Below are 21,375 nucleotides of genomic sequence, written 5' to 3'. Positions count from 1 at the left end.
GCGGGATGGCCGAAACGGAAACACAAGACAAAGAAACTCAGATCCCAACTAACTTGCGCCTTCTCCTCATCCTTGAGGAGGTGGCGCGACGCGGGGTTGCCGTCAAACCATCGGACCTGATCGAGACACTCGGTCTGGCGAAACCAACAATCCACCGTTTATTGCAAACAGCAGAGGCCGAAGGTTTCCTGCAGCGCGATCTGGATGGCCGCTCATACGGTCCTGGGCACCGTCTAAGGTTGCTTTCAGTCAACACCATGTCGTCCGAGCATCTGCGCACAGCGCGTTTGGCGATCTTACGCAGTGTCGCCGAGCAGGTTGGTGAGACATGCAATCTCGCCATTCCTGACCGAGAGGGCATGATCTATCTTGACCGGGTTGAGACGAAGTGGCCTTTGCGCATTCAATTACCGGTCGGGACACAGGTTCCCTTTCATTGCACCGCCAGCGGCAAGATGTACTTGTCCACGCTCCGGCAGAAAACACTGGATGGATTTCTTTCAGCAGGAAATCTGCAGCCACAGACTGAAAGTTCCCTGACCGATCCGCAGTCATTGCGCACGGAAATCCAACATATCGCTCAGAACGGTTATTCCACTGATGATGAAGAGTTCATGAGTGGAATGGCAGCCCTAGCAGTACCCGTTCAAGATGGGCAAGGCCGATTGGTGGGCACACTTTCGGTTCATGCACCGACACAACGTCACAACGTCAACAGCCTGATGTCGTTTCTGGGTATCCTGAAAAAGGGGGCAAATGAACTTTCGGCTCTGTTAACCACGTGACCAGAACCTGAAAGACAGCCGCGACAAAATAATTTTTGCCCGATTGCCGCGGCAGGCATCGTCCGGTTCGGGGCATTCTGCATCGCAACGGATGAGCCGCGTACAAAGGCCTTCCTCTCAGCAATCACTCTCACAGCTCTCTTGGCCTGCTAGCCATAAACTCTGAGTCTAAGAATTATTCACACCAGTAATTCAAGTTGGATTGGCCGCGCATGCCGAATCCGGGTCGTACATCGTTGGTAGATTCGAGCGAGTGGATTTCCAGACATAGCCCTCAAGGTCGGGATCACTCAATAGTGCGGGCAGGACCGAGTGATTGACGTAGTCTTATTTCTGTCGGCAACTCAACACTTTGACCGCTGTGCGCATCACGGAGTATCTGGATCAGCATCCCAGCGGCGCGACGACCCATCTCGCGATGCGGGACATGGACCGTCGTAAGAGCGGGTTCGGCGAGCATTGCAATTTCGATATCGTCAAAACCGGTAATTGAGAGGTCCCTGGGCACCCCAAGCCCCATTTCCCGAGCCGCACGTAAGGCTCCGACCGCCAAAACATCATTGACGCACATCACGGCAGTCGTTTCTGGTGCGGCTGTCATGACCTCGCGCAAAGCAACTTCACCAGTTTCAACGCCGTAAGCGGTCTCGACAAGAAACATTGTATTCGGGTCCTGACCGGCCTCTTGTTTGGCATCCCGAATTCCTTGAACGCGTTCCCTTGCCCGATCATTCGAAGCGGTTGGAGCAGAGATACACGCGATATGCTGATGCCCATATCCAATGACCTGCCGGGCAAGGGCAAACATCGCAGCCCGATTGTCAAAGCCGATGGCAGGCGGGGATTGGTCAGGATCAAATGACCAAGCGATCAAAGTTGGTACACGCTGCTTTTCCAGAAACGCATAGATTTCCGGTTCGCGATCGTACCCAATCAGCAGCAACCCATCTGCACCCCGCGCTACCAACGCACGCACCTGTTGTTCTTCCAGCTCTGAATCATAGGCGGACGAAGCAACCAGAAGCGTTTTACCATGCCTCACCAGCTCTTCCTGAAACGCCTGTAATCCGCGTGCAAAAACAGCGTTCTCCATAGTCGGTATCACGGCGGCGATGGTATTTGTCTGCCTTGCTGCAAGGGCTTGGGCTCCGAAATTTGGCGCGTACCCAAGTTCTCGTACGGCTGCCAGAACTCGTTCCCTTGTGCTTTGCCCTACCCGCTCTGGCGAGTTCAGGCACCGCGAGACAGTTGCGGTGGACACGTTCGCATGTCGGGCAACATCTGCAAGGGTTGGGACTGTGTTTTCGTGACCGCTTTGAGGCATGGTTTTTCTTGTCATTTTGGATGGGCAACTAGCTCAAGACGAATTCTATCAAAAGCACGATTTGTCGGGAACCTACAACACATGTGCAATGTAAGCGCTTGCATAACAAAATGTAAGCGCTTACATTGCGGGCGACTCAGTGCGAGGCATTGGATAGGTTGGGGAGGACGCATGCCATACTTGATAGCTGGAATATTGCTGCTCGCGTTTGTAGCGAACGTAGTGATCGGAGCAGTGTCGAATGCGCCCTTGGTCAACAATATCTGGGAAATGTTGATCTTGTTTGCCGCGGCCATCGCCTTTTCGATCGGCATTCTGCGGAGCGAAGCAAAAGAAATTTCGGATAAAAAATCAAAGGAATAAATCCGAAAAAAAGTCCAACGGGAGGAGAACACATGGACAAGACTAAACAGGAGCTGGCTTCGGCCGAGCGTCGGAATTTTTTGAAACTCGCGGGCACCGGCTCGTTCACGGCGGCCATGGTCGCCGGCGCGGCTGGGACATTGTGGTCCAGCGAAGCGGCAGCACAGACCGCCGCCGAGGAACGCGATCGCGAAAACGCGGCTGAATTCAAGATGACGTTGGCAACGGCCTATGTTCTGGGCGCGTCTCGCAGCTATCCGATCATGCAGCTGGACCTGAAAGAAAACATCCAGAACATGACGAATGGCAAGGTCTATGTGAAACTGGCTCCCGGTGGCCAGCTTGGCGCGGGCGGAGCACTGGCGCAGGCAGTTCAGGGCGGGACAATACAAGCGGCGCAACACTCGTTGTCAAATTTCGCGCCCTTCGCAAGCGTCGTCGATCTGATCAACCTTCCATATTTCTGCGGGTCCAACCAGCGGTTCACGAACCTGACTTCCTCCGAAGCTTGGAAGGCGGAAGTAGACCCCAAGATCGCGGCATCTGGCTTTAAAGCGCTGATGTATATCGTGATCGATCCGCGCGTCGTCGCTGTTCGCCAGGGAGGCAACGCAATTATCACCCCCGGCGATATGTCCGGTGTCAAATTCCGCGTACCCGGATCAAAAATGCTGCAGCAGTATTATGGCATGGTGGGTGCGAACCCGACGCCTGTTGCGTGGGGTGAGACTCCGTCAGCGATCCGGCAAGGCGTCGCAGACGCGCTTGATCCCTCGGTGGGCGCGTTGCATGTCTTTGGCTTTGGTGAGATCCTCAGCCATGTGACCTTCACTCAGGCGGTGCCGGACAGTCAGGTCTATTCGATCAACCTTGAATGGTTCGACAGCCTGCCGATGGACGTCAAGGAAGGTATCGAATTTGCGGGCGAAGTCACCCAGCAGCAGAACCTTTCCAAAGTGCCTTCGGCACGGGCCTACGCCATGTCTCAATTGATCGCGAACGGCGTCGAGTTCCACTCGCTCAGCGAAGATCAGTTGGGCGAATGGAAAGAGGCCGGTGGCTATCAGCGCAGCGAATGGGACAGCTTCAAGACCGAGCTGGCCGGATCGATGGATGCGTTCGCCAAGCTGGAAGAAGCCGCAGACACGCGTGCGAAATACTACGTGCACGACGCCTGATCGCATCTTCGGGCCGGCGCGTCCAGCGTCGGCTCATCCGATGTTTGCCCATTAGAAACCCACTAGAACACGTCGCCGCCGCGTGACGGTAGTGAGGATGCTATGTCTCAGCTCTTTCGAGCGATTGATAAAAATGCCGAACGTTGGCTGCTTTTAGTCTTCTACGTCATGCTCGTCGGCACGATGTTCATCGAAGTGGTCCGGCGCGAGGTCTTTGCCTACTCGTCCATCTGGGGCGAAGAAATCGTCCGGTATGCGTTTATCTATCTCGCATGGATCGGTGCTGCCGCCGCGGTCAAGGAACGCGGGCATATCCGCATTGATGTTCTGATGCACTACGTCCCGCGCACGGTCAAAACGCTGCTCTATATCTTCGGCGACATCGTGATGTTCATCGTGGCGCTCGTCGCGATCTATTGGTCGTGGGAGACAGTCCACGTGTCCTGGAAATTCGGGTCTGTCACACACGGCCTGCGGATCAGCCAGGTCTTTTTCCTCATGGCGGTGCCGTTTGGCTTCGCGCTGGTCATCTTTCGACTGGTGCAGTCCTTCGTCCGCGACATTGCCGACCTTCGAACGGGCCGTCCCGTCTACGAAGGCGACAAGCTGTTTGATTAAGGGAGGGCCTGAGCCATGATGTGGCAACAACTCGGCGGTCAAACGCTTGAACTTGGGTGGGATTTCTACGCCTCCGTCATTCTCTTCGTCGCTCTTGTCGCGCTCGCCGTTCCGGTCTGGGCCGCGATCGGCGCAGCATCGATCACAATGCTGATCATGTCCGGCGCATTGCCGCTGAGCCTTGTCGGCGAAAAGCTGTTCTCGGGCATCGATGCCTTCGCGCTGACAGCTGTGCCGCTGTTTATCCTGACCGGAGACGTGCTTGTCCGAACCGGGCTCAGTCGAAAGTTTCTGGACGTCGCCGAAGCCCTGACCTGTTGGGCCAAGGGTGGCTTCGGTTCGGCCACCGTCCTGGTCTGTGGCATGTTCGCGGCGATCTCCGGGTCGGACGCAGCAGGTGCGGCAGCGGTAGGGCGCATGACTATCGACCGGCTGGTCGAGAGCGGTTATCCCCGCCCCTACGCCTGTGCTTTGGTCGCAGCAGGAGCCTGCACCGGCATCCTCATCCCGCCCTCTATCGCCTATATCATCATCGGCCTCGTGCTGGGTATAGCGGTCTCGACCTTGTTCCTTGCTGCGCTGATCCCCGGCCTCTTGATCCTGACGGCCATCCTGATCACCAACGTCGTGATGAACCGGCTGAACCTTTGGGAAGGCGGCGGCATGATGACCGCAGCTGAATGGCGCGCGAACCTGTGGAAGACGGTCAAGTCCGGCTGGTACGCTTTCCTTGTCCCCGGCATCATTTTCTACGGCATCTTCTCGGGGAAACTGACCCCGACCGAGGCAGGTGCCGTGGCGGTCGTCGTGACCATATTCATCGGGTTTATCCTGGGCACACTGAAATTGTCCGACTTCCCGGCCATGCTGGTCAGTTCGGCCAAGGTCAACGGTGTGATCCTTCCGATCATCGCCTTCTCGATCCCTCTGGCCGAAGCTCTGGCGATCATTGGAGTGCCGCAAGGATTTGTCGGAGCTTTGACCTCAGTCAGCAGTAACGAATTCGTACTGATCGCCATGATGGTCCTTATCCTGATCATTGCGGGCTGCGTTATGGAAACGACGCCCAACATCGTGATCCTGGCACCGATCCTCTACCCGTTGGCGCAAGAGATTGAGATGAACCAGATTCAGTTCTGCATCATGATGATCACCGCGCTGGGGGTCGGGTTTATTACTCCACCCTTGGGGCTGAACTTGTTCGTGGTGTCGGGGATTACGGGCGAGTCGATCCTCAAGATCGCCTACCGCGCCATCCCGTTTGTTTTCTTCATGCTGATCGTGACGTTGATGATCGCCTATATCCCGGCGTTCTCTACCTCGCTGTTGCCTGATGTCTATCGATAAGCCGCCGAAAGACGCGGTAAGAAAAGGACCTAATTCATGACCCGTGAATACCTGAAGAAAGCCACGCTGACCGCGCGCAGCGGAGCGTCAGATGTCAGTGAAATTGTGCAGGGAATCCTGACCGACATTGAGACAGGTGGCGATGCCAAGGCGTTGGAATACGCAGCCAAATTCGACAACTACGAAGGTAACGTCATTCTCAGCGATGCCGAAATCCAGGCCGCGATGGATGCCGTGCCAGAAAAGCTGAAGCGCGACATCGAGTTCAGCCACAGCAACGTCAAACGCTTTGCCGAGGCACAGAAAGCGTCCATGACCGACATCGCAGTCGAGGTTGTGCCGGGCCTGACCGCTGGCCAGAAGATGATCCCGGTGGATGCAGCCGGTTGCTACGTCCCAGGCGGGCGCTACAGCCATATCGCCAGCGCGATCATGACCGTGACGACGGCGAAGGTGGCGGGATGTAAGCACATTGTCGCGTGCTCACCGCCGCGCCCGGATGTCGGTATCGCGCCTGCGATCGTCTACGCCGCGCATATCTGTGGCGCCGACAAGATCATGGCCATGGGCGGCGTGCAGGGGGTTGCGGCGATGACCTTCGGGTTGTTCGGGCTTCCCAAGGCTAACATCCTTGTGGGCCCCGGCAATCAGTTTGTGGCCGAAGCAAAGCGTATCCTGTTCGGGCGTGTCGGCATCGACATGATCGCGGGCCCGACGGACAGTCTGGTCCTTGCGGATGTCACTGCTGATCCGATGGTTGTTGCAACTGACCTCGTTGGGCAGGCCGAGCACGGATACAACTCACCGGTTTGGCTGGTGACAGACAATCGCGACCTCGCCGAAGAGGTTATGCGCTTGGTGCCAGTGCTGATCGAGGACCTGCCCGAAGTGAACCGCGAAAACGCTACGGCTGCGTGGCGCGATTATGCCGAGGTCATCCTGTGCGCGGATCGCGAAGAAATGGCGGCGACATCGGATCAATACGCCCCGGAACACCTGACAGTCATGGCCGATGATCTTGATTGGTGGCTGGATCGGCTGACGTGCTATGGGTCGCTTTTCTTGGGCGAAGAGACCACGGTTGCCTTTGGCGACAAAGCCTCGGGCACCAATCACGTGCTGCCCACGAGCCGGGCGGCCACTTACACCGGTGGCCTCAGCGTCCATAAATACATGAAGATCGTGACCTGGCAGCGCTCGACCGCTGATGCGATGAAGCCGATTGCGCAGGCGACGGCCCGTATCTCACGCCTTGAAGGTATGGAGGGGCACGCGCGTACCGCGGATATTCGATTGGCCAAGTTCTTCCCCGATGAAAACTTTGACCTGACAGCCGAAGACTGACCCAACCCGTGACCTATCATCCTGATCTCACTGGACATACCGCTCTTGTGACCGGGGCCAGCTCCGGCCTTGGTCGCAGAGCGGCAGAGGTACTGTCGCATGCCGGCGCTAAGGTCGTGGGCGTGGCGCGACGTGCAGAAGCGTTGGCCGAGCTGGATCAGGTCCATCCCCTGCCCTGGGATCTTTCGGATCGTGATCGGTTGGCGGAGCTGGCCGTTGCCGCGTCGCAGCCGTTTGGGGCACCGGATATTCTGGTGCATGCCGCCGGGATCAACACGCGCGAGGCTGCGGATGATGTATCGCCTGAGGGGTGGGACATCACACTGGGATTGAACCTTGCCGTTCCCTTCTTTCTGTCGCAGCACCTAGTGCCCGATATGAAGGCCAAAGGCTGGGGACGGATCGTAAATTTCGCATCGCTCCAGTCCAGCCGAGCTTTTCCAGGTGGGCTTAGCTATGGGGCGTCAAAGGGCGGCGTGGCACAGCTGACCCGAGCAATGGCCGAGGCCTGGTCATCGAGCGGAATATGCGTAAACGCGATTGGCCCTGGGTTCTTTCGAACCGAGCTGACGGCTGCAGTGTTCAATGATCCTGAACGCGCGAACCGTAATGCTGCGCAGACCTGTATCGGTCGCAACGGTGAGCCCAAAGACCTCGACGGCCCGTTGCTGTTCTTTTGCTCTGATGCCTGTGCCTACGTGACCGGGCAAGTTTTGATGGTCGATGGAGGGTTTACAGCGAAATGAAAGCTTTGGTTTACACTGATGTCGAAACACTGGAATACCGCTATTTCGCGGACCCGGAGCCCGGCCCCGATGAGGTTCTCGTCCGCATCGATAGCGTCGGTATTTGCGGGTCCGACATGCACGCCTATCTGGGCCATGATGATCGCCGCCCGGCACCGCTGATCCTGGGCCATGAGGGGGCCGGTGTGACTGCTGATGGTCGCCGCGTAACCATCAATCCGCTGGTAAACGACCCCAACAGCGCGGCCAGCCGGTCCGGACGTGAGAACCTTTGCCCCTCGCGACAGATCATCTCAATGCCGCCGCGCGAAGGCGCTTTTGCGGAATACGTCGCTATCCCAGAGCGCAATTTGATTGAAGTGCCCTCGCATATCACGCTGGAGCAGGCCGCACTCGCCGAACCGATTGCAGTCAGCTGGCATGCGGTGCGGCTGGGGCTTGCGTCCCTGCACCCGGCAGACGAACGGCGTGCCCATGTGATTGGCGGCGGGGCAATCGGGCTAGCGGCAGCTCTCGCGCTCACTGCGATGGGGGTCGAGCAGGTGACCTTATCCGAACCCAACGCAGCCCGTGCGACCTATCTTCGCGACACCTTTGGAATCGCTGTTGTGGACACACCGGAACAGGACATTCCATTGGTGATCGACGCAGTGGGGTTTGCGTCTACCCGTGCGGTTGCCTCGGCTCTCGTCAGCCCGGGCGGGGTGATTTTGCACATCGGCCTAGGCAGTTCCGAAGGTGGATTGGATATCCGACGCATCACGCTGCAGGAAATCACGCTAATCGGCACCTACACCTATACCGCACAGGACTTCCGCGACACATGCAATGCCATGTTCAAGGGCCGCCTCGGGACGCTTGACTGGGTTGAAACCCGCGACCTGTCCGACGGGGCCTCGGCCTTTACAGACATTCGCGCTGGCAAGACGCTTGCGCCGAAAACCATCCTTAAACCATAGCAAAAACCGGAGACCTTCATGTCAAATCCAGCCCCAAATGAAATACCGCACCTTTTGGTGCATGAAGAGGAAGACAATGTCGGTGTCGTGGTCGTCGAAGGCCTGACTGCAGGCACCGACATGCTGTGCTGTATTACACATGACAACTCGACCTTTCGCCTGACCGCAGGTGCGGATGTTCCGATTGGCCACAAGATTGCGCTCACGGACCTCAAGAACGGCGATACGGCGATCAAGTATGGTGAGGATATCGGCAAGATCATCGCTGACATCCCACGCGGCGGGCATGTCCACACGCAAAACTGCAAGACCAAGCGCTGGTAAGGGGTTAATACCATGAGCAAATATTCAAACATGACTGTCATGGGCTACCGGCGCGAAAACGGCCGGGTTGGTGTGCGCAACCACGTGCTGATCCTGCCCGTCGATGACATTTCCAACGCCGCCTGCGAGGCAGTCGCCAACAACGTCAAGGGCACGCTGGCAATCCCACACGCTTATGGCCGCCTTCAGTTCGGCGAGGACCTCGAGCTGCATTTCCGCACCATGATTGGCACAGGGGCCAACCCGAATGTCCACTCGGTGGTGGTGATCGGCATCGAGCCGGGTTGGACCAAACGCATTGCCGACGGCATCCGCGAGACCGGCAAGGACGTGGCAGAGTTCTCAATCGAACAGAACGGTGACTTCGAGACCATCCGGCGCGCTTCATGGGCCGCCAAGGATTTTGTTCACAAGGCCACCGAGGTCCAGCGCGAGGAATGCTCGATCAACGAGCTTTGGATTTCGACCAAATGCGGTGAAAGCGACACGACAACGGGTCTGGGGTCCTGCCCAACCGTTGGCAACATGTATGACAAGTTGCTGCCCGAAGGGATCACCGGGTTCTTTGGTGAAACCTCGGAAATCACCGGGGCGGAACATATCTGCCAGAAACGCGCCATCAATGAAGAAGTGGGCGAACGCTGGTACAAGATGTGGAAAGCCTATCAGGACGATGTAATCTTTGCCCATCAGACCGATGACCTCAGCGACAGTCAGCCAACCAAGGGCAACATCGAAGGTGGCCTGACCACCATTGAGGAAAAGGCGCTTGGCAACCTCGAAAAGATCGGCCGGACTTCGCAGTATATCGACATTCTGGAACCTGCCGAGCAACCTAACTCGGGCAAAGGCCTCTACTTCATGGACAGTTCATCAGCTGCGGCGGAATGTGTGACGCTGATGGCGGCGGGCGGTGCTGTGATCCATACCTTCCCGACAGGTCAGGGCAACGTGGTGGGCAACCCGATCGTTCCGGTCATCAAGATCACCGCGAACCCGCGTACAGTGCGCACCATGGGCGAGCATGTGGATGTTGATGTTTCAGGCATCTTGCGGCGCGAACAAACCATCGATCAGGCTGGTGATGCTCTGATCGATATGATCCGCAGGACAGCAAACGGCCGTAACACCGCGGCAGAGGCGCTGGGACATCGGGAATTCTCGATGACAAAACTGTATCGCAGCGCATAGTAACCTCAAGGCGGCCATTGCATATGCGGTGGCCGTCTTTCTCTTGAACCGAGGTCCAGAATGGGCGCGGCTCGAGGTGTTTGGCCACTAAGGCAGGGCGGGGTCCTGGGCAACAGATCAGAACCTTTAATTCTGAAAGTACTTATCAAGTTATGATGCACCAAGCCCTGCTCGTTGACATCGCCGAAACTCACTGGGAGTGCTTTACATGTATAAATCCATATTGATCCCCGTTGCCATTGATCATGAAGAGTTGGTTGCCGAGAAAATCACCACTGCCCGCAAGCTTTTGGCAGCTGACGGAAAGATCACACTACTTACAGTTCTGGAACAGATCCCGGGTTTTACAGCGGAATTCGTGACAGTGAAATCCGAGAACCATCTGACCAACAAAATCATGGGAACCCTAAAGTCGATCGCCGGAGAAGCGACCGATATAAACTGCCAGGTAGAAACGGGAAAGCCAGGGCTGCGCATTACCGAGTTCGCACGTGAAATCGGCGCTGATTTGATTGTTGTCGGAGCGCATCACCCATCGGCAATGGACTATTTTCTCGGATCAACGGCAGCGCGTGTTTCTCGTCGGGCATCGTGTTCCGTCTTGATTCAGCGACCGCAATCTTGAAAATTCTCTAAGCGTCGACCCGAACGCTACGGCTGCGTTGCGAGAAGCAGGTGGCCACGGAACCACTCCATGGGTTCGCACCCCTGTTGGATGTTTTCAACCGTGTGCGATCGACGCCAGCGAGAATTGCCCAGGTACACTATGGGAGCCGACGATTGCCTTCGAGATATGCGGACATTTACCCCTCGGAACCTTTACTAAACAGCGATGCGATCGAGCGGCCTTCGGCTGCAGGGTTGATGTCCGTTCGGTATTTCCGGGCTGAGCCGGATCAGATGCCCGAGGATGTTTTCAAAGAGCATCACGTGCTTCTCAATCTCCAGACCATTCCGCACAGAGTTCGGAACTGGAGGGATGGTGAGTTGCGGGATTTCATGTTTCACAAGGATGAAATCATCGTCACTCCGGCTGGTATGCGATCGGGTTGGCAATGGTACGCGACGTCTGATGTCATCGTTATCACGCTGGACCCGGCTAAGGTTGAACGCTTTGCTCAGTCCGAGCTGGGCATGCTGCTTGACCCGCAGCAATTTCGGGATTTGCCGCAGTTCTCGGACCCTGATCTGTGCACGGCTGGCGTTATACTGCGTGACGCATTGGAATCGACCGACATGTCTTCGGTCGTGATGTTCGAAGCCATGAGCCGCGTATTCCTAGTGAAACTGCTCCAGAAATATGGAAAACGCCGGATCGAAGATGTTCAGCTGTCATCCCGCTTCACATCCCGGCATTACCAGCGCGTTTTGGCCTTTGTACAGAACCGGCTGGATCAGACCATAACCGTTGAGCAGCTCGCGACCGAGGCGGGAATGAGCCCTTCGCACTTCGCACGCATGTTCAAAGAGACGTTGGGCACGACCCCGATGCAATATGTCATGGCCTACCGAATTGAACAGGCGATGAAGATGATGCAAGACCAGCAGCGTCCTCTGGGTGATATCGCTTTGGAATGTGGCTTTTCCGATCAGGCTCATTTCACGCGCAGCTTTAAACAGGTGGTGGGACAAACCCCCAAGGCTTATCGCGCGGCCAACATGGCTTGATGCAGGATCATTCAAAAACACAGCAGTCCGGTGCAATCAAGTGAACCTCCGGCAACGTATCTCTTTCGTCATCGGGCTTGCGCCCATCCAGACAGACTTTGGGAGATATCGCGATGAAAACCCTCGCTCTGAATACCGCTGCGGCTTTAATGGCCTCGACAGCTGCCGTCGCACAGGTCGAAACCCGCATTGTCACCTTTGAGAATGAAGGTGCCACCCTATCCGGCACACTGTACCTACCCGAAGAACGCGGCGATGCACCTTTGCCAACGGTCGTGGTCACAGGGGCCTGGACCTCGGTACAAGAACAGATGCCGGCGAACTATGCCCGGGAAATGGCCGAACGCGGATTTGCCGCCTTCACCTTCGATTTCCGGGGCTGGGGTAAATCCGGCGATCTGCCGAACCAAGCGCGCTTTGTCGAAAGCCCCGAAGCCAAGACCTCGGACATCAAGGCAGCGATCGAATTCATAGCGACCCTGCCAGAAGTGGACGCCGAGCACATCAATGGGCTGGGTATCTGCGCCTCAGCGGGTTATATGGTCGATGCCGTCTCGGGCAACCCGCTGGTTCAGCGACTTGGTTTGGTTGCTCCCTGGCTGCAGAACGCCGAAATTGTTGAGGCCGTCTACGGCGGCGCAGAAGGTGTTGCCGGCTTGCTTCAAGTCTCTCGGGCTGCCGAAGCCGCCGGGGGCCAGATCATTCCTGCCGCGGGTCCAGAAGGTGCCGAAGGCGTGCTGATGCCGATCGGTGGCTACTACTATGAGGCGGACCGTGGGGCGATCCCGGAATATGATGACAAATGGAACAATGCAGGCTGGGAAGGCTGGCTGACCTACCATCCCGCCGACAACCCACAGCGTCTGGATAAACCGCTGACCATTGTTCACTCTGAAAGCGCAGCGATCCCGCAGGGCGTGCAGACCTTCCTTGCCGGATTTGCCGGTGACGCGACTGCGCAGTGGCTCGAGGATGTCACGCAGTTCGATTTCTACGACAACCCCGAGGACGTGACACGGGCGGCCGACGCCGTTGCCGACCACTTCCGCGCCGGATTGGATAATTGATCCTGCTGATCAGGCGTCGGACCTCGCTATCCGACGCCTCATTCCCTTGGAGACCCTAATGACCCGAAAACTTCAACTAGCACTCGCGGTCGCGACCGTTATGGGAGGCAACGCAATGGCCGATACCCCCGAAGACAATATGAAAGTGGTTCAGAACTTTTTTGCGGCTTACGGCTCGAACGACCTTGATGGAATCGCCGTAGTCATGGACGAGGACGTACAATGGCACATTCCCGGCCGCCATCCGCTGAGCGGCACCAAAAACGGTCGGGATGAAGTTTTGGCCTTCTTCGCCCAGTTGGGCGCAGCTGGGTTTCAGGCTGACCCGATCTACTTTGGCGCGGATGAAACCCATGTTGTAGATATTCACCGAGGCTGGTCCAACGCCGAAGGTAAGCCGAATGTCGATACCATCTGGGCTCTGGTTTACCGGATCGAGAACGGCAAGATCGTCGAGGCCACCAATCTCAGTGCCGATCAGGATGCGGCGAATACGTTTTTTTGGTCGCAATACACCTTAGCGCCCGTGCCTGAACGCTTGGCTAATGAATGAAGCAGGCGCAGCAACGTACGTTGCTTTGTCCAACTCTGACAAAGGACCCGGATATGAAACGATCCCTCATCGCCATGCTCACCGCCATAACAATGATTGGAGGCCCTGCATTGGCCGATCAAACCGACATCACCCGCACCCTAACGGATATCGCTGCAGGCGCAGACCGGCATGATTGGACCCGTGTAAGGGATGCCTTCGCCGATCACGTCACCATTGACTACACCAGCCTTTGGGGTGGAGACCCGGCAACCCAACCCGCTGACGAACTTGTTGCGGGCTGGGCCGCCTTCCTGCCCGGGTTCGACAGCACGCATCACATGGTGACCAACCACGCAATCACCTCAGTTTCAGAAATCGCCGCGACAGCGCAGGCTGATTTCACCGCCACCCACCGTCTTGACGATGGCCTATGGGTTTTGGGCGGCCGTTATGACTATGTGCTGGAAAAAACAGGTGACCGCTGGGTTGTAACAGCGATGACAATGACCGCTCTTTGGGAAACCGGCGACCGTGGTCTCGTCGCCCTCGCCGGTGAACGCGGGGCCGGGGCCAACTGACATCAGTTAACGCCGAATCGTTGCGCGCCGGTTGCCTTGCCAGAGCGATGTTGGCAATCTCACTATTAGGCTTTGCTTTCGGTTAACTGACGAAAATTCAAAGGAAACCTCATGACCGAACAACGTATCGCACTTGTGACCGGAGCCAATCGAGGCATCGGCAAAGAAGTCGCCCTACAACTGGCCCGCGATCATGGATTATTTGTTTTGGTAGCATCGCGCGACCCGCAAAAAGGACAAGCCACGGCCGAAGAGATTGGGCATGGAGCTAAGGCCTTGCAACTGGACGTGTCCGATCAGAGCTCGGTCAACGCTGCCTTTGATAAGATCAACTCCGAATACGGATATCTCGACATACTGGTAAACAATGCAGGCGTTGACTACGACACGGATCAGCACGCGCTCAGCGCCGACCTGGTGCGCGTGCGCCGTGCTTTCGAGACCAACTTCTTCGGAGCCTGGGCAACAACCATTTCGGCCGTTCCTTTGCTTCAAAATGGTCATGATGCCCGGATTGTAAACGTGTCTTCCGGCTCAGGAGCGCTGACAGGCATGTCATCCAGCACTCCTGGATATGGCATCTCGAAAACGGCGCTCAATGCACTGACCATCAAGACTGCGGCTGATTTGAAACCCGAAGGCATCCTTGTCAACGCAGTGTGCCCCGGCTGGGTCGCCACTGACATGGGCGGGGGTGGTCGCCCGGTGTCCGAAGGGGCCAAGGGCGTCGTGTGGGCTGCAACACTCCCCGTGAACGGTCCAACAGGTGGTTTCTTTCGGGATGGGGTGCAAATTGATTGGTAGGATTTATCTCGGCGCCATGAAATCGATCAGTTTCCTGACACGCTCGGGCAACAGGCGACGGCTGGGATAAACCGCATACATGTCTCGAGTCAGCGGGACAGTATTCTCAACTTCCAGTCGTCGCAGATCGCCCTCCACCATATCCTTAGGCAACATCGCTATCCCCAGATTACGACGAGCGGCCTGTGCTATGACATCAAGGTCGCCAATATTATGGGCTATGTGGGCTGGATTCACCGTCTCTCCCGTTTCCAGTACCCAAGGTTGACCCGCCATCAGCGCAGGAAGAGTCTGGAACTTCGGTCGGGTCAAAGGTCCCGAAAGTCCGTGCTCTCGAATGAAGCCCTGCCCTGCGCAAAAACAATATGGAACTGACCATAACCGCTTGGCAACAAGACCGGAGTCCGCAAGCGGACCGACCCGAAAGGCGAGGTCGATATTGTCCGCGAAAAAATCCAGCATGATGTTAGTCGTCGTCAGTTCAAGCTGGACCTGAGGATTTTGTTCGGCGAAATCCACCAGCTTTGGCCCAATCGTTGTACGAGCTGCCAAGGGTGGGGCCGTAATGCGGATCGTGTGGTGCCGCGTGTCATCGGTAAAACCCGCAACACGCTGAAGCGCTTCAATCGGATCCTGACAACGATCCAGAAGACGGCGCCCCTCTTCGGTCAGGCGCACCTGCCTTGTCGTGCGCTCGAATAGCTTAGCGCCCAGATGATCCTCTAACATGGCAATCCTGCGACTAATCCTGCTAAGCGGAATACCCAGCCGATCTGCAGCTTTGGAAAAGCTGAGGTGGTGGGCGACAACAGTAAACAGGCCAAGGTCGTTGTAGATCATAATTCTATTTATGAGATAATACCTTCTAGATTCAACGATTATCACGAAATGGCGTCATCGCTATCTTCTGCGAAACAAAAGGAGATGCATGATGCCGTACGCGATAGAAATCACCCAAACTGGCGGGCCCGAAGTTCTGCGAAGCGTTGACCAAGCTGTCGCACAGCCCGGTGCCAGAGAAATCCTGATCCGTAATCATGCCGGGGCGGTAAATTTTATCGATACGATTATTCGCCGTGGCGAAATGCCAGAGGGCATGATGCCAGACCTGCCCCATGTACCCGGCGTTGAAGGTGCCGGAATCGTCGAAGCGACGGGCAAAGATGCCGTTGGTTTCGCCGTGGGTGATCGCGTCGCATGGATGGGCCCGATTGGTGCGGGCGGCTATGGTACGCATTCCGTAATAAGTGCACCTTATGTAACCAAAATTGCCGATACCATCGCCTTTGAAACCGCAGCAGCAATCCCTGTAAACGCAATGACGGCCTATCACATGCTGGTCAATCTGGGCGGTGCGGCGGCCGGAAGATCCGTACTGGTGCATGCGGCTGCAGGCGGAGTGGGCACGATGGCCCTCCACATCGCCAAGCATCTGGGCATGACTGTGATCGCTTCGGTCAGCACTGAAAAGGTCGGATACGCCCAGGCGCAAGGAGCAGATTTTGTCATCGACTATCGTACTCAGGACGTGGCCACGCTGGTGCCAGAGATCACAAGTGGGCGCGGTGTTGATCTGACGTTGAATCCGGTTTCCGGTGACTCCTTGAAATCAGACCTTGATGCGCTGGCTCCCCTTGGAACGGCTGTGCTCTTCGGATTCCTTGCCGGGCCGCCAGCTGGCGATTTTGCCGAGGATCTGGCGAAACACTTCCAGAAATCTGTCTCAGTGCGGGTCAGCGATATTTACACGTATTTTTCCAACCGACCAACTGCATTCGGCGCGGACATGACCAAGGTATTCAAGCTGTTGGAAACTGGCATTCTGCGTCCTCAGATCACCACATACCCAATCGCCAAGGCTACGGAAGCACATCGCCGCCTAGAGGCGGGCGAAACCACCGGCAAGTTGGTGCTCAGCATCGATTGACTCATTTAACAGACACGACATGCAAGGAACCAAAGCAATGAACTCGGTTTTCGAAACGGCCCTCATCGGCAAACACGTTGTTATCATTGGCGGCAGCAGCGGCATGGGTAAGGCCACCGCAAAGCTGGCGGTGGCGCTCGGTGCGAAAGTTACCATCGCCAGCCGGAGTCTCGCCAAGCTGGAGGCAGCAGCGGCAGACATCGGAGGCGGAGTTCAGATCGCACCGGTCGATACCACCAACGAAACTGGCATGAAGTCCTGGGCCAGCGGCCTTGAAAAAGTAGATCATCTGGTCATCTCTGCCTCAAGCGCAGCGCGTGGGGCCTTCGCCGAATTGCCAACCACTGACCTGCGCGCGATGTTCGAGGCTAAATTTATCGGGCCCTATGTGGCGGCGCGTGAAGTCTTGCCTGTCTTGACTGAAGGCGGCTCCATCACCTTCTTTTCTGGCGTCCTCAGCCGCCGACCCTCTGCCGGTGCAACGGGTCTTGGGGCCGTGAACGCGGCGCTCGAAGCCCTGTCCAAGGGGTTGGCATTGGAGCTATCAAACCGTGCGCGTGTGAACTGCATCAGCCCTGGAATGGTTGCGACCGAGGCTTACGCGGCAATGTCGAATGAGGCTCGCGAGGCCATGTTCGCTCAGGTTGGTAACAGCCTGCCCGTCGGACGCATTGGTGAGGCAGAGGACATCGCCCAAGCTGTGATAGTGGCAATGACAAATGGCTATCTCACGGGCGCTGTGCTGGATGTGGATGGTGGTCACCTAGTGCGTGGCTGAATGGCCAATGCGGATTGGCCTGATCCAATCAGGGCTCTTCCGCGTGATATAGGCCTAGCTGATGGCGACGCTTGTGAAAGGTCGCCACTCTTTCGACAATCTCGTCGCTGGCCACTGCAATGACGAAGGACAAAAGCGTTTCGAGCAATGCGATAGTACTTACTGATGACGGGAAGAATTGCGGCGTATCCGCCGAGATGACGAACCCGTGTTGTGCATTGCGCAGAACAGGGCTGGCTGGGCTGTCAGAAAGACCGACCACCGTCATGCCCTGCTCTCGGGCAACTTGCACCGCCTCGACCACTTCATTCCGATAAGGTTTGCAGGTCATCGCAATTAGCACATCGCGTTTGTCCGCCCATGCCAGATCGTCAATCGGATTTGATCCAGCGCGCGGGATAGCATGAAACTGCACCATGCCCGTCGAGGCCAGATAAACAAAGTTTCGCGCATTCGAATTGTTCACGCCAACGCCCAGCACGAACACGTTACGCGAATTCCAGATATCTTCAGCGGCGGCTTTCAGCTGTTCGGACGAGATATTGGCAAACGTCTCCTCGACATTGCGCAGGGCGTCCTGAACCATATCCGCATAAAGCCCGCCCATATTGCCGGACTTACGAATATCCTGCAGCCAACGCGCGCGTTCCGGGAAATCGGCCTGCCCGCGCCGGATCGCCTCGCGGAAGGGAACCCGGAAATCTTCGTAGCCTTCGAACCCCACCTGCCGCGCCATTCGGACAATGGTATTGGGTTTCACATTGGCGGCTTCAGCAATTTCGCGTACAGTCGATACGCCCACGTCGCGCGGGTTCTCAAGCACATAGGTCGCAGCCTTGCGTGCCTCGGGTGTCAACTGAGACAGTTCTTCCGCCAGCCGTTCCAAAACTAAATTTGATACATCTGTCCCATTCATGATTGACGATGGTATTTTTGTTTGCATACGGTGTCGAGACCAAATCGACTCAGGGGGGGGCGGACCGATGTCTTTCAGTTCACTCCCGCGCTTGATTGAGGTCACCGTAAATGCATCGACGGAGTTTGCCGCATGGCCCAATCCGAGACAATGAAGGCGATGGTCACCATGGGGCACGGTGATCTTGATCAGATGGTCTGGCACGAAAACTGGCCGTGTCCTACTCCCAAACCGGGCGAAGTTCTGATCAAGGTCGGTGCCTGTGGCCTGAACAATACCGACGTAAACACTAGGTCCGGCTGGTATTCTAAAACCGTCAGCGATGCGACCACCGGTGGCGCGTTTGAAGAGGTCGGCACTGATGACCCAACCTGGGGCGGAGCGCCACTGGCCTTTCCGCGCATTCAAGGGGCGGATGTCTGTGGGCAGATCGTTGGAGTTGGAGACGGCGTGGATCCAAACCGCTTGGGCGAGCGTGTGATAACCGATTGCTGGTTGCGCGATCCGACCGATCCGGTAAACAAGGACAAAACCGGCTACTTCGGATCAGAGCGAGATGGCGGCTTTGCCGAATACACAACGATCCCGGCTGTCAATGCGATAGCCATCCAATCAACACTTTCGGATGCTGAGCTGGCAACCTTCTCCTGTTCCTACTCAACCGCCGAAGGCATGCTGACCCGCGCCAAGGTCACCGCGGCTGACACTGTTCTTGTTCCGGGCGCATCTGGCGGCGTCGGTGGCGCTCTGGTTCAACTGGCCAAGCGCCGAAATGCGCGGGTCATCGCGATGGCGTCGGAGGCTAAGCACGACGACGTGGCCCTGTTGGGTCCAGATGTCATCCTGTCCCGCGCCCCCGATGATTTGCGCAAATCGTTGGGAGACGAAAAGATCACGGTCGTTGCCGACGTGGTGGGCGGGTCATACTGGCCGCAGCTTATCAGCATTCTTGAACGCGGCGGACGCTATACCTGCTCGGGCGCCATCGCGGGCCCTATGGTCGAGTTCGATTTGCGGACGTTCTACTTGCGCGATCTGACCTTTACAGGCTCGACCGTCATCGACCCCGAAGTAATGCAAAATCTTGTACGTTATATCGAAGCGGGCGAAGTAAAACCGGCCCTGGCCGCAACCTACCCTCTAAGCCAATTGCATGAGGCACAAACCGCCTTCATCGCGAAGAAACACACCGGAAACATCGTGGTGATCCCATGACGTTGGATGATGTTTTAATGGCCGCCAGGCGATTGCATCAGAACCACCCGGATTTGGCGGGTTTTGGGGGTTGGCCAACAGATTTATCCAGAACGGACTTACAGCCCGCACAGATTCCGGCAACCCGGCTTGTCAGCAAATTTGGTCTGAACGGTACGCCCGAAACACAGGCATTGGTTACGGCTATTGCAGCAACTGCTGAGCAAGCGCACTGGAAACTGACCTATTCCGAATCCGAAGTCGGTGCGGATTTCTTGTCTCGATACGGGTATTACGAACTGTTCGGACCCAGCGGGCATTTCCATTCGACCCAACTACGCGGTTATGTCGCCTATTGGGGCGCAGGTCTGCAGTATGACTGGCACAGCCATCAGGCTGAAGAGCTATACCTGACGCTCGCTGGAAAAGCCTGTTTTAAGGTTGAAGGGAATGCACAGCTTGTCGGACCGGGCCAGACCCGCCAGCATGAAAGTTGGCAAAGCCACGCCATGACGACAAGCGATCATTCAATCCTGACCTTTGTCTTGTGGCGGGGCGATGGAATGGATGAACTGCCTCGGATGGATGCCGCATGACATACTGCGTCGAGGTGAAACCAAAATGAAAATTACCGGGATTTCTGTCTTTCAAATCGACCTGCCATTGGAGCATCCATACTGGCTGTCAGGCGGGCGATTGAAGTTTGAGGAGCTGGATGCGACGCTGGTCAAGATTGAAACCGACAAAGGGCTTGTTGGTTGGGGCGAAGGCACGCCTTGGGGGCATACCTATGTACCCGCCCACGGCCCCGGCATACGGGCCGGGATCGAGACGATGGCACCGTTTGTTCTTGGCCTCGACCCGCGGCGAGTTCTGGATGTTGAACGCGCGATGGATCAGGCCCTACCCGGACATTTCTACGCCAAAAGCCCGATTGACATGGCGTGCTGGGACATAGCCGGTCAGGTTGCTGGTCTTCCGATTGCTGATCTGATGGGGGGAGGGTCGCGTACGCCGCGCCCAATCGCATCCTCCGTAGGAGCCAAGACAATCGAAGAAACCCGCGCCGTCATCGAACGATACCGGCAGCGCGGCTATATCGCCCATTCCGTCAAAATCGGCGGCGATGTGGCCCGTGATATCGCCCGAATCCGTGACATGGAAAGCCTGCGCAATCCCGAAGACATCGTCCTCTATGACGTCAATCGCGGCTGGTCGCGGCAGCAAGCATTACGCGTGATGAGTGCGGTCGAAGACCTCAATGTCATGATCGAACAGCCTTGCGAAACACTGGATGACATTGCCGCGATCTCAGGCAAACATGCTTCGCCTGTTTCGGTTGATGAAAGCCTTGTTACCCTTCAGGACGCGACGCGCATAGCCCGCGATGGCATTGCCGAAATATTCGGCATCAAGCTCAATCGGGTCGGCGGGCTTACCAAAGCGGCCCGAATGCGCGATGTCGCGCTGGCGCATGGGATTGACATGTTTGTAATGGCAACCGGTGGTTCTGTGCTGGCGGATACCGAAGCGCTGCATCTGGCGGCGACAATTCCGGATGCGAATTGTCATGCTGTCTGGGCCTGTCAGGACATGATCACCGTCGATATCGCCGGTGGGCGTGGGCCGAGAAACGTGGACGGCCACCTGCATCTTCCCGAAACACCCGGCCTTGGCGTTCACCCAGATGAAGATGCGTTGGGTGATCCTGTGGCGATCTACCGGTAAC

At 56.8% G+C, this 21,375-nt stretch carries 24 protein-coding genes; 21 read left to right on the top strand and 3 right to left on the bottom strand.

What is annotated here, in order from left to right; translation table 11 throughout:
- Positions 1 to 5: 5 nt before the first annotated feature.
- The gene (locus ACR0KC_RS12005; RefSeq protein ID WP_170661686.1) at positions 6 to 785 is read left to right on the top strand and encodes an IclR family transcriptional regulator; all 780 of its coding nucleotides are present in this window, start codon (positions 6 to 8) and stop codon (positions 783 to 785) included.
- A 286-nt stretch (positions 786 to 1,071) separates the two neighbouring features.
- On the opposite strand, the gene ACR0KC_RS12000 is transcribed toward ACR0KC_RS12005, so the two are convergent.
- Entirely contained in the window at positions 1,072 to 2,109 is a 1,038-nt protein-coding gene (locus ACR0KC_RS12000; RefSeq protein WP_480771896.1) for a LacI family DNA-binding transcriptional regulator, read from the bottom strand.
- A gap of 171 nt (positions 2,110 to 2,280) precedes the next feature.
- On the opposite strand from ACR0KC_RS12000, the gene ACR0KC_RS11995 reads away from it, so the two are divergent.
- From ACR0KC_RS11995 to ACR0KC_RS11925, 15 genes are all read left to right on the top strand, one after another.
- The gene (locus ACR0KC_RS11995) at positions 2,281 to 2,472 is read left to right on the top strand and encodes a hypothetical protein (protein ID WP_170513627.1); all 192 of its coding nucleotides are present in this window, start codon (positions 2,281 to 2,283) and stop codon (positions 2,470 to 2,472) included.
- Positions 2,473 to 2,504: 32 nt separating this feature from the next.
- Positions 2,505 to 3,650 (top strand): TRAP transporter substrate-binding protein, encoded by a 1,146-nt coding sequence (locus tag ACR0KC_RS11990; protein WP_170392537.1) that lies wholly within the window; start codon positions 2,505 to 2,507, stop codon positions 3,648 to 3,650.
- Positions 3,651 to 3,752: 102 nt separating this feature from the next.
- Positions 3,753 to 4,268 carry a TRAP transporter small permease gene (locus ACR0KC_RS11985; RefSeq protein WP_170420467.1) on the top strand — a complete coding sequence of 172 codons (516 nt, stop codon included), beginning with the start codon at positions 3,753 to 3,755 and terminating at the stop codon, positions 4,266 to 4,268.
- A gap of 15 nt (positions 4,269 to 4,283) precedes the next feature.
- Positions 4,284 to 5,615 (top strand): TRAP transporter large permease, encoded by a 1,332-nt coding sequence (locus ACR0KC_RS11980; RefSeq protein ID WP_170392539.1) that lies wholly within the window; start codon positions 4,284 to 4,286, stop codon positions 5,613 to 5,615.
- Between the two features lie 36 nt (positions 5,616 to 5,651).
- Complete coding sequence (hisD, locus tag ACR0KC_RS11975; RefSeq protein ID WP_170392540.1) at positions 5,652 to 6,959, top strand: histidinol dehydrogenase; 1,308 nt, start codon at positions 5,652 to 5,654, stop codon at positions 6,957 to 6,959.
- A gap of 8 nt (positions 6,960 to 6,967) precedes the next feature.
- Complete coding sequence (locus ACR0KC_RS11970; protein WP_170802058.1) at positions 6,968 to 7,705, top strand: SDR family oxidoreductase; 738 nt, start codon at positions 6,968 to 6,970, stop codon at positions 7,703 to 7,705.
- Complete coding sequence (locus tag ACR0KC_RS11965) at positions 7,702 to 8,664, top strand: alcohol dehydrogenase catalytic domain-containing protein (RefSeq protein ID WP_480771895.1); 963 nt, start codon at positions 7,702 to 7,704, stop codon at positions 8,662 to 8,664. Before ACR0KC_RS11970 ends, ACR0KC_RS11965 begins: the two co-directional genes overlap by 4 nt.
- A gap of 18 nt (positions 8,665 to 8,682) precedes the next feature.
- Entirely contained in the window at positions 8,683 to 8,988 is a 306-nt protein-coding gene (locus ACR0KC_RS11960) for a UxaA family hydrolase (RefSeq protein ID WP_170392543.1), read from the top strand.
- A 12-nt stretch (positions 8,989 to 9,000) separates the two neighbouring features.
- A complete protein-coding gene (locus ACR0KC_RS11955) occupies positions 9,001 to 10,179 on the top strand; it encodes a UxaA family hydrolase (protein WP_170392544.1) in 1,179 nt (392 codons plus the stop codon).
- A 208-nt stretch (positions 10,180 to 10,387) separates the two neighbouring features.
- Positions 10,388 to 10,804 carry a universal stress protein gene (locus ACR0KC_RS11950; protein ID WP_170402133.1) on the top strand — a complete coding sequence of 139 codons (417 nt, stop codon included), beginning with the start codon at positions 10,388 to 10,390 and terminating at the stop codon, positions 10,802 to 10,804.
- 155 nt (positions 10,805 to 10,959) lie between these two features.
- Positions 10,960 to 11,847: a helix-turn-helix domain-containing protein gene (locus tag ACR0KC_RS11945; protein WP_170392546.1), complete on the top strand. Its 888-nt coding sequence runs from the start codon at positions 10,960 to 10,962 to the stop codon at positions 11,845 to 11,847.
- A 113-nt stretch (positions 11,848 to 11,960) separates the two neighbouring features.
- Positions 11,961 to 12,914: an alpha/beta hydrolase gene (locus ACR0KC_RS11940; protein WP_170513551.1), complete on the top strand. Its 954-nt coding sequence runs from the start codon at positions 11,961 to 11,963 to the stop codon at positions 12,912 to 12,914.
- 58 nt (positions 12,915 to 12,972) lie between these two features.
- Positions 12,973 to 13,467, top strand: a complete 495-nt coding sequence (locus tag ACR0KC_RS11935) for a nuclear transport factor 2 family protein (RefSeq protein WP_480771894.1) — start codon at positions 12,973 to 12,975, stop codon at positions 13,465 to 13,467.
- Positions 13,468 to 13,520: 53 nt separating this feature from the next.
- Positions 13,521 to 14,027, top strand: coding sequence for a nuclear transport factor 2 family protein (locus ACR0KC_RS11930; RefSeq protein ID WP_480706942.1), 507 nt, complete (start codon positions 13,521 to 13,523; stop codon positions 14,025 to 14,027).
- 111 nt (positions 14,028 to 14,138) lie between these two features.
- Positions 14,139 to 14,831, top strand: coding sequence for an SDR family NAD(P)-dependent oxidoreductase (locus ACR0KC_RS11925; protein ID WP_480706943.1), 693 nt, complete (start codon positions 14,139 to 14,141; stop codon positions 14,829 to 14,831).
- A 3-nt stretch (positions 14,832 to 14,834) separates the two neighbouring features.
- Here ACR0KC_RS11925 and ACR0KC_RS11920 read toward each other — a convergent pair whose 3' ends face one another.
- Positions 14,835 to 15,671, bottom strand: coding sequence for a LysR family transcriptional regulator (locus tag ACR0KC_RS11920; RefSeq protein ID WP_223116903.1), 837 nt, complete (start codon positions 15,669 to 15,671; stop codon positions 14,835 to 14,837).
- Between the two features lie 91 nt (positions 15,672 to 15,762).
- Between ACR0KC_RS11920 and ACR0KC_RS11915 the strand changes: the two genes are divergently transcribed.
- Positions 15,763 to 16,758 (top strand): quinone oxidoreductase family protein, encoded by a 996-nt coding sequence (locus tag ACR0KC_RS11915; protein WP_223116904.1) that lies wholly within the window; start codon positions 15,763 to 15,765, stop codon positions 16,756 to 16,758.
- Positions 16,759 to 16,795: 37 nt separating this feature from the next.
- Entirely contained in the window at positions 16,796 to 17,536 is a 741-nt protein-coding gene (locus ACR0KC_RS11910) for an SDR family oxidoreductase (protein ID WP_480771893.1), read from the top strand.
- Positions 17,537 to 17,564: 28 nt separating this feature from the next.
- Here the strand turns inward: ACR0KC_RS11910 and ACR0KC_RS11905 are convergent, their stop codons facing one another.
- Positions 17,565 to 18,452, bottom strand: coding sequence for a MurR/RpiR family transcriptional regulator (locus ACR0KC_RS11905; RefSeq protein ID WP_170392553.1), 888 nt, complete (start codon positions 18,450 to 18,452; stop codon positions 17,565 to 17,567).
- A gap of 132 nt (positions 18,453 to 18,584) precedes the next feature.
- On the opposite strand from ACR0KC_RS11905, the gene ACR0KC_RS11900 reads away from it, so the two are divergent.
- From ACR0KC_RS11900 to ACR0KC_RS11890, 3 genes are read left to right on the top strand one after another with little or no spacing between them, the layout of a single operon-like run.
- A complete protein-coding gene (locus ACR0KC_RS11900) occupies positions 18,585 to 19,667 on the top strand; it encodes an alcohol dehydrogenase family protein (RefSeq protein WP_255611785.1) in 1,083 nt (360 codons plus the stop codon).
- Between the two features lie 17 nt (positions 19,668 to 19,684).
- The gene (locus ACR0KC_RS11895) at positions 19,685 to 20,242 is read left to right on the top strand and encodes a dimethylsulfonioproprionate lyase family protein (RefSeq protein ID WP_480563556.1); all 558 of its coding nucleotides are present in this window, start codon (positions 19,685 to 19,687) and stop codon (positions 20,240 to 20,242) included.
- Between the two features lie 25 nt (positions 20,243 to 20,267).
- Complete coding sequence (locus ACR0KC_RS11890; protein WP_480706947.1) at positions 20,268 to 21,374, top strand: mandelate racemase/muconate lactonizing enzyme family protein; 1,107 nt, start codon at positions 20,268 to 20,270, stop codon at positions 21,372 to 21,374.
- Position 21,375: the final 1 nt, after the last annotated feature.

The sequence above is a fragment of the Ruegeria sp. CF3 genome, assembly GCF_056537365.1.
Note: the sequence above shows the minus strand (reverse complement) of the source record. Positions and strands in the feature narration are given on the sequence as shown.

Bases quoted from the DNA above. Each gene is read 5' to 3' on its own strand.
- ACR0KC_RS12005 (WP_170661686.1), top strand. From the start codon at position 6: ATGGCCGAAACGGAAACACAAGACAAAGAAACTCAGATCCCAACTAAC.
- ACR0KC_RS12000 (WP_480771896.1), bottom strand. From the start codon at position 2,109: ATGCCTCAAAGCGGTCACGAAAACACAGTCCCAACCCTTGCAGATGTT.
- ACR0KC_RS11995 (WP_170513627.1), top strand. From the start codon at position 2,281: ATGCCATACTTGATAGCTGGAATATTGCTGCTCGCGTTTGTAGCGAAC.
- ACR0KC_RS11990 (WP_170392537.1), top strand. From the start codon at position 2,505: ATGGACAAGACTAAACAGGAGCTGGCTTCGGCCGAGCGTCGGAATTTT.
- ACR0KC_RS11985 (WP_170420467.1), top strand. From the start codon at position 3,753: ATGTCTCAGCTCTTTCGAGCGATTGATAAAAATGCCGAACGTTGGCTG.
- ACR0KC_RS11980 (WP_170392539.1), top strand. From the start codon at position 4,284: ATGATGTGGCAACAACTCGGCGGTCAAACGCTTGAACTTGGGTGGGAT.
- hisD (WP_170392540.1), top strand. From the start codon at position 5,652: ATGACCCGTGAATACCTGAAGAAAGCCACGCTGACCGCGCGCAGCGGA.
- ACR0KC_RS11965 (WP_480771895.1), top strand. From the start codon at position 7,702: ATGAAAGCTTTGGTTTACACTGATGTCGAAACACTGGAATACCGCTAT.
- ACR0KC_RS11960 (WP_170392543.1), top strand. From the start codon at position 8,683: ATGTCAAATCCAGCCCCAAATGAAATACCGCACCTTTTGGTGCATGAA.
- ACR0KC_RS11955 (WP_170392544.1), top strand. From the start codon at position 9,001: ATGAGCAAATATTCAAACATGACTGTCATGGGCTACCGGCGCGAAAAC.
- ACR0KC_RS11950 (WP_170402133.1), top strand. From the start codon at position 10,388: ATGTATAAATCCATATTGATCCCCGTTGCCATTGATCATGAAGAGTTG.
- ACR0KC_RS11940 (WP_170513551.1), top strand. From the start codon at position 11,961: ATGAAAACCCTCGCTCTGAATACCGCTGCGGCTTTAATGGCCTCGACA.
- ACR0KC_RS11935 (WP_480771894.1), top strand. From the start codon at position 12,973: ATGACCCGAAAACTTCAACTAGCACTCGCGGTCGCGACCGTTATGGGA.
- ACR0KC_RS11930 (WP_480706942.1), top strand. From the start codon at position 13,521: ATGAAACGATCCCTCATCGCCATGCTCACCGCCATAACAATGATTGGA.
- ACR0KC_RS11925 (WP_480706943.1), top strand. From the start codon at position 14,139: ATGACCGAACAACGTATCGCACTTGTGACCGGAGCCAATCGAGGCATC.
- ACR0KC_RS11920 (WP_223116903.1), bottom strand. From the start codon at position 15,671: ATGATCTACAACGACCTTGGCCTGTTTACTGTTGTCGCCCACCACCTC.
- ACR0KC_RS11915 (WP_223116904.1), top strand. From the start codon at position 15,763: ATGCCGTACGCGATAGAAATCACCCAAACTGGCGGGCCCGAAGTTCTG.
- ACR0KC_RS11910 (WP_480771893.1), top strand. From the start codon at position 16,796: ATGAACTCGGTTTTCGAAACGGCCCTCATCGGCAAACACGTTGTTATC.
- ACR0KC_RS11905 (WP_170392553.1), bottom strand. From the start codon at position 18,452: ATGAATGGGACAGATGTATCAAATTTAGTTTTGGAACGGCTGGCGGAA.
- ACR0KC_RS11900 (WP_255611785.1), top strand. From the start codon at position 18,585: ATGGCCCAATCCGAGACAATGAAGGCGATGGTCACCATGGGGCACGGT.
- ACR0KC_RS11895 (WP_480563556.1), top strand. From the start codon at position 19,685: ATGGCCGCCAGGCGATTGCATCAGAACCACCCGGATTTGGCGGGTTTT.
- ACR0KC_RS11890 (WP_480706947.1), top strand. From the start codon at position 20,268: ATGAAAATTACCGGGATTTCTGTCTTTCAAATCGACCTGCCATTGGAG.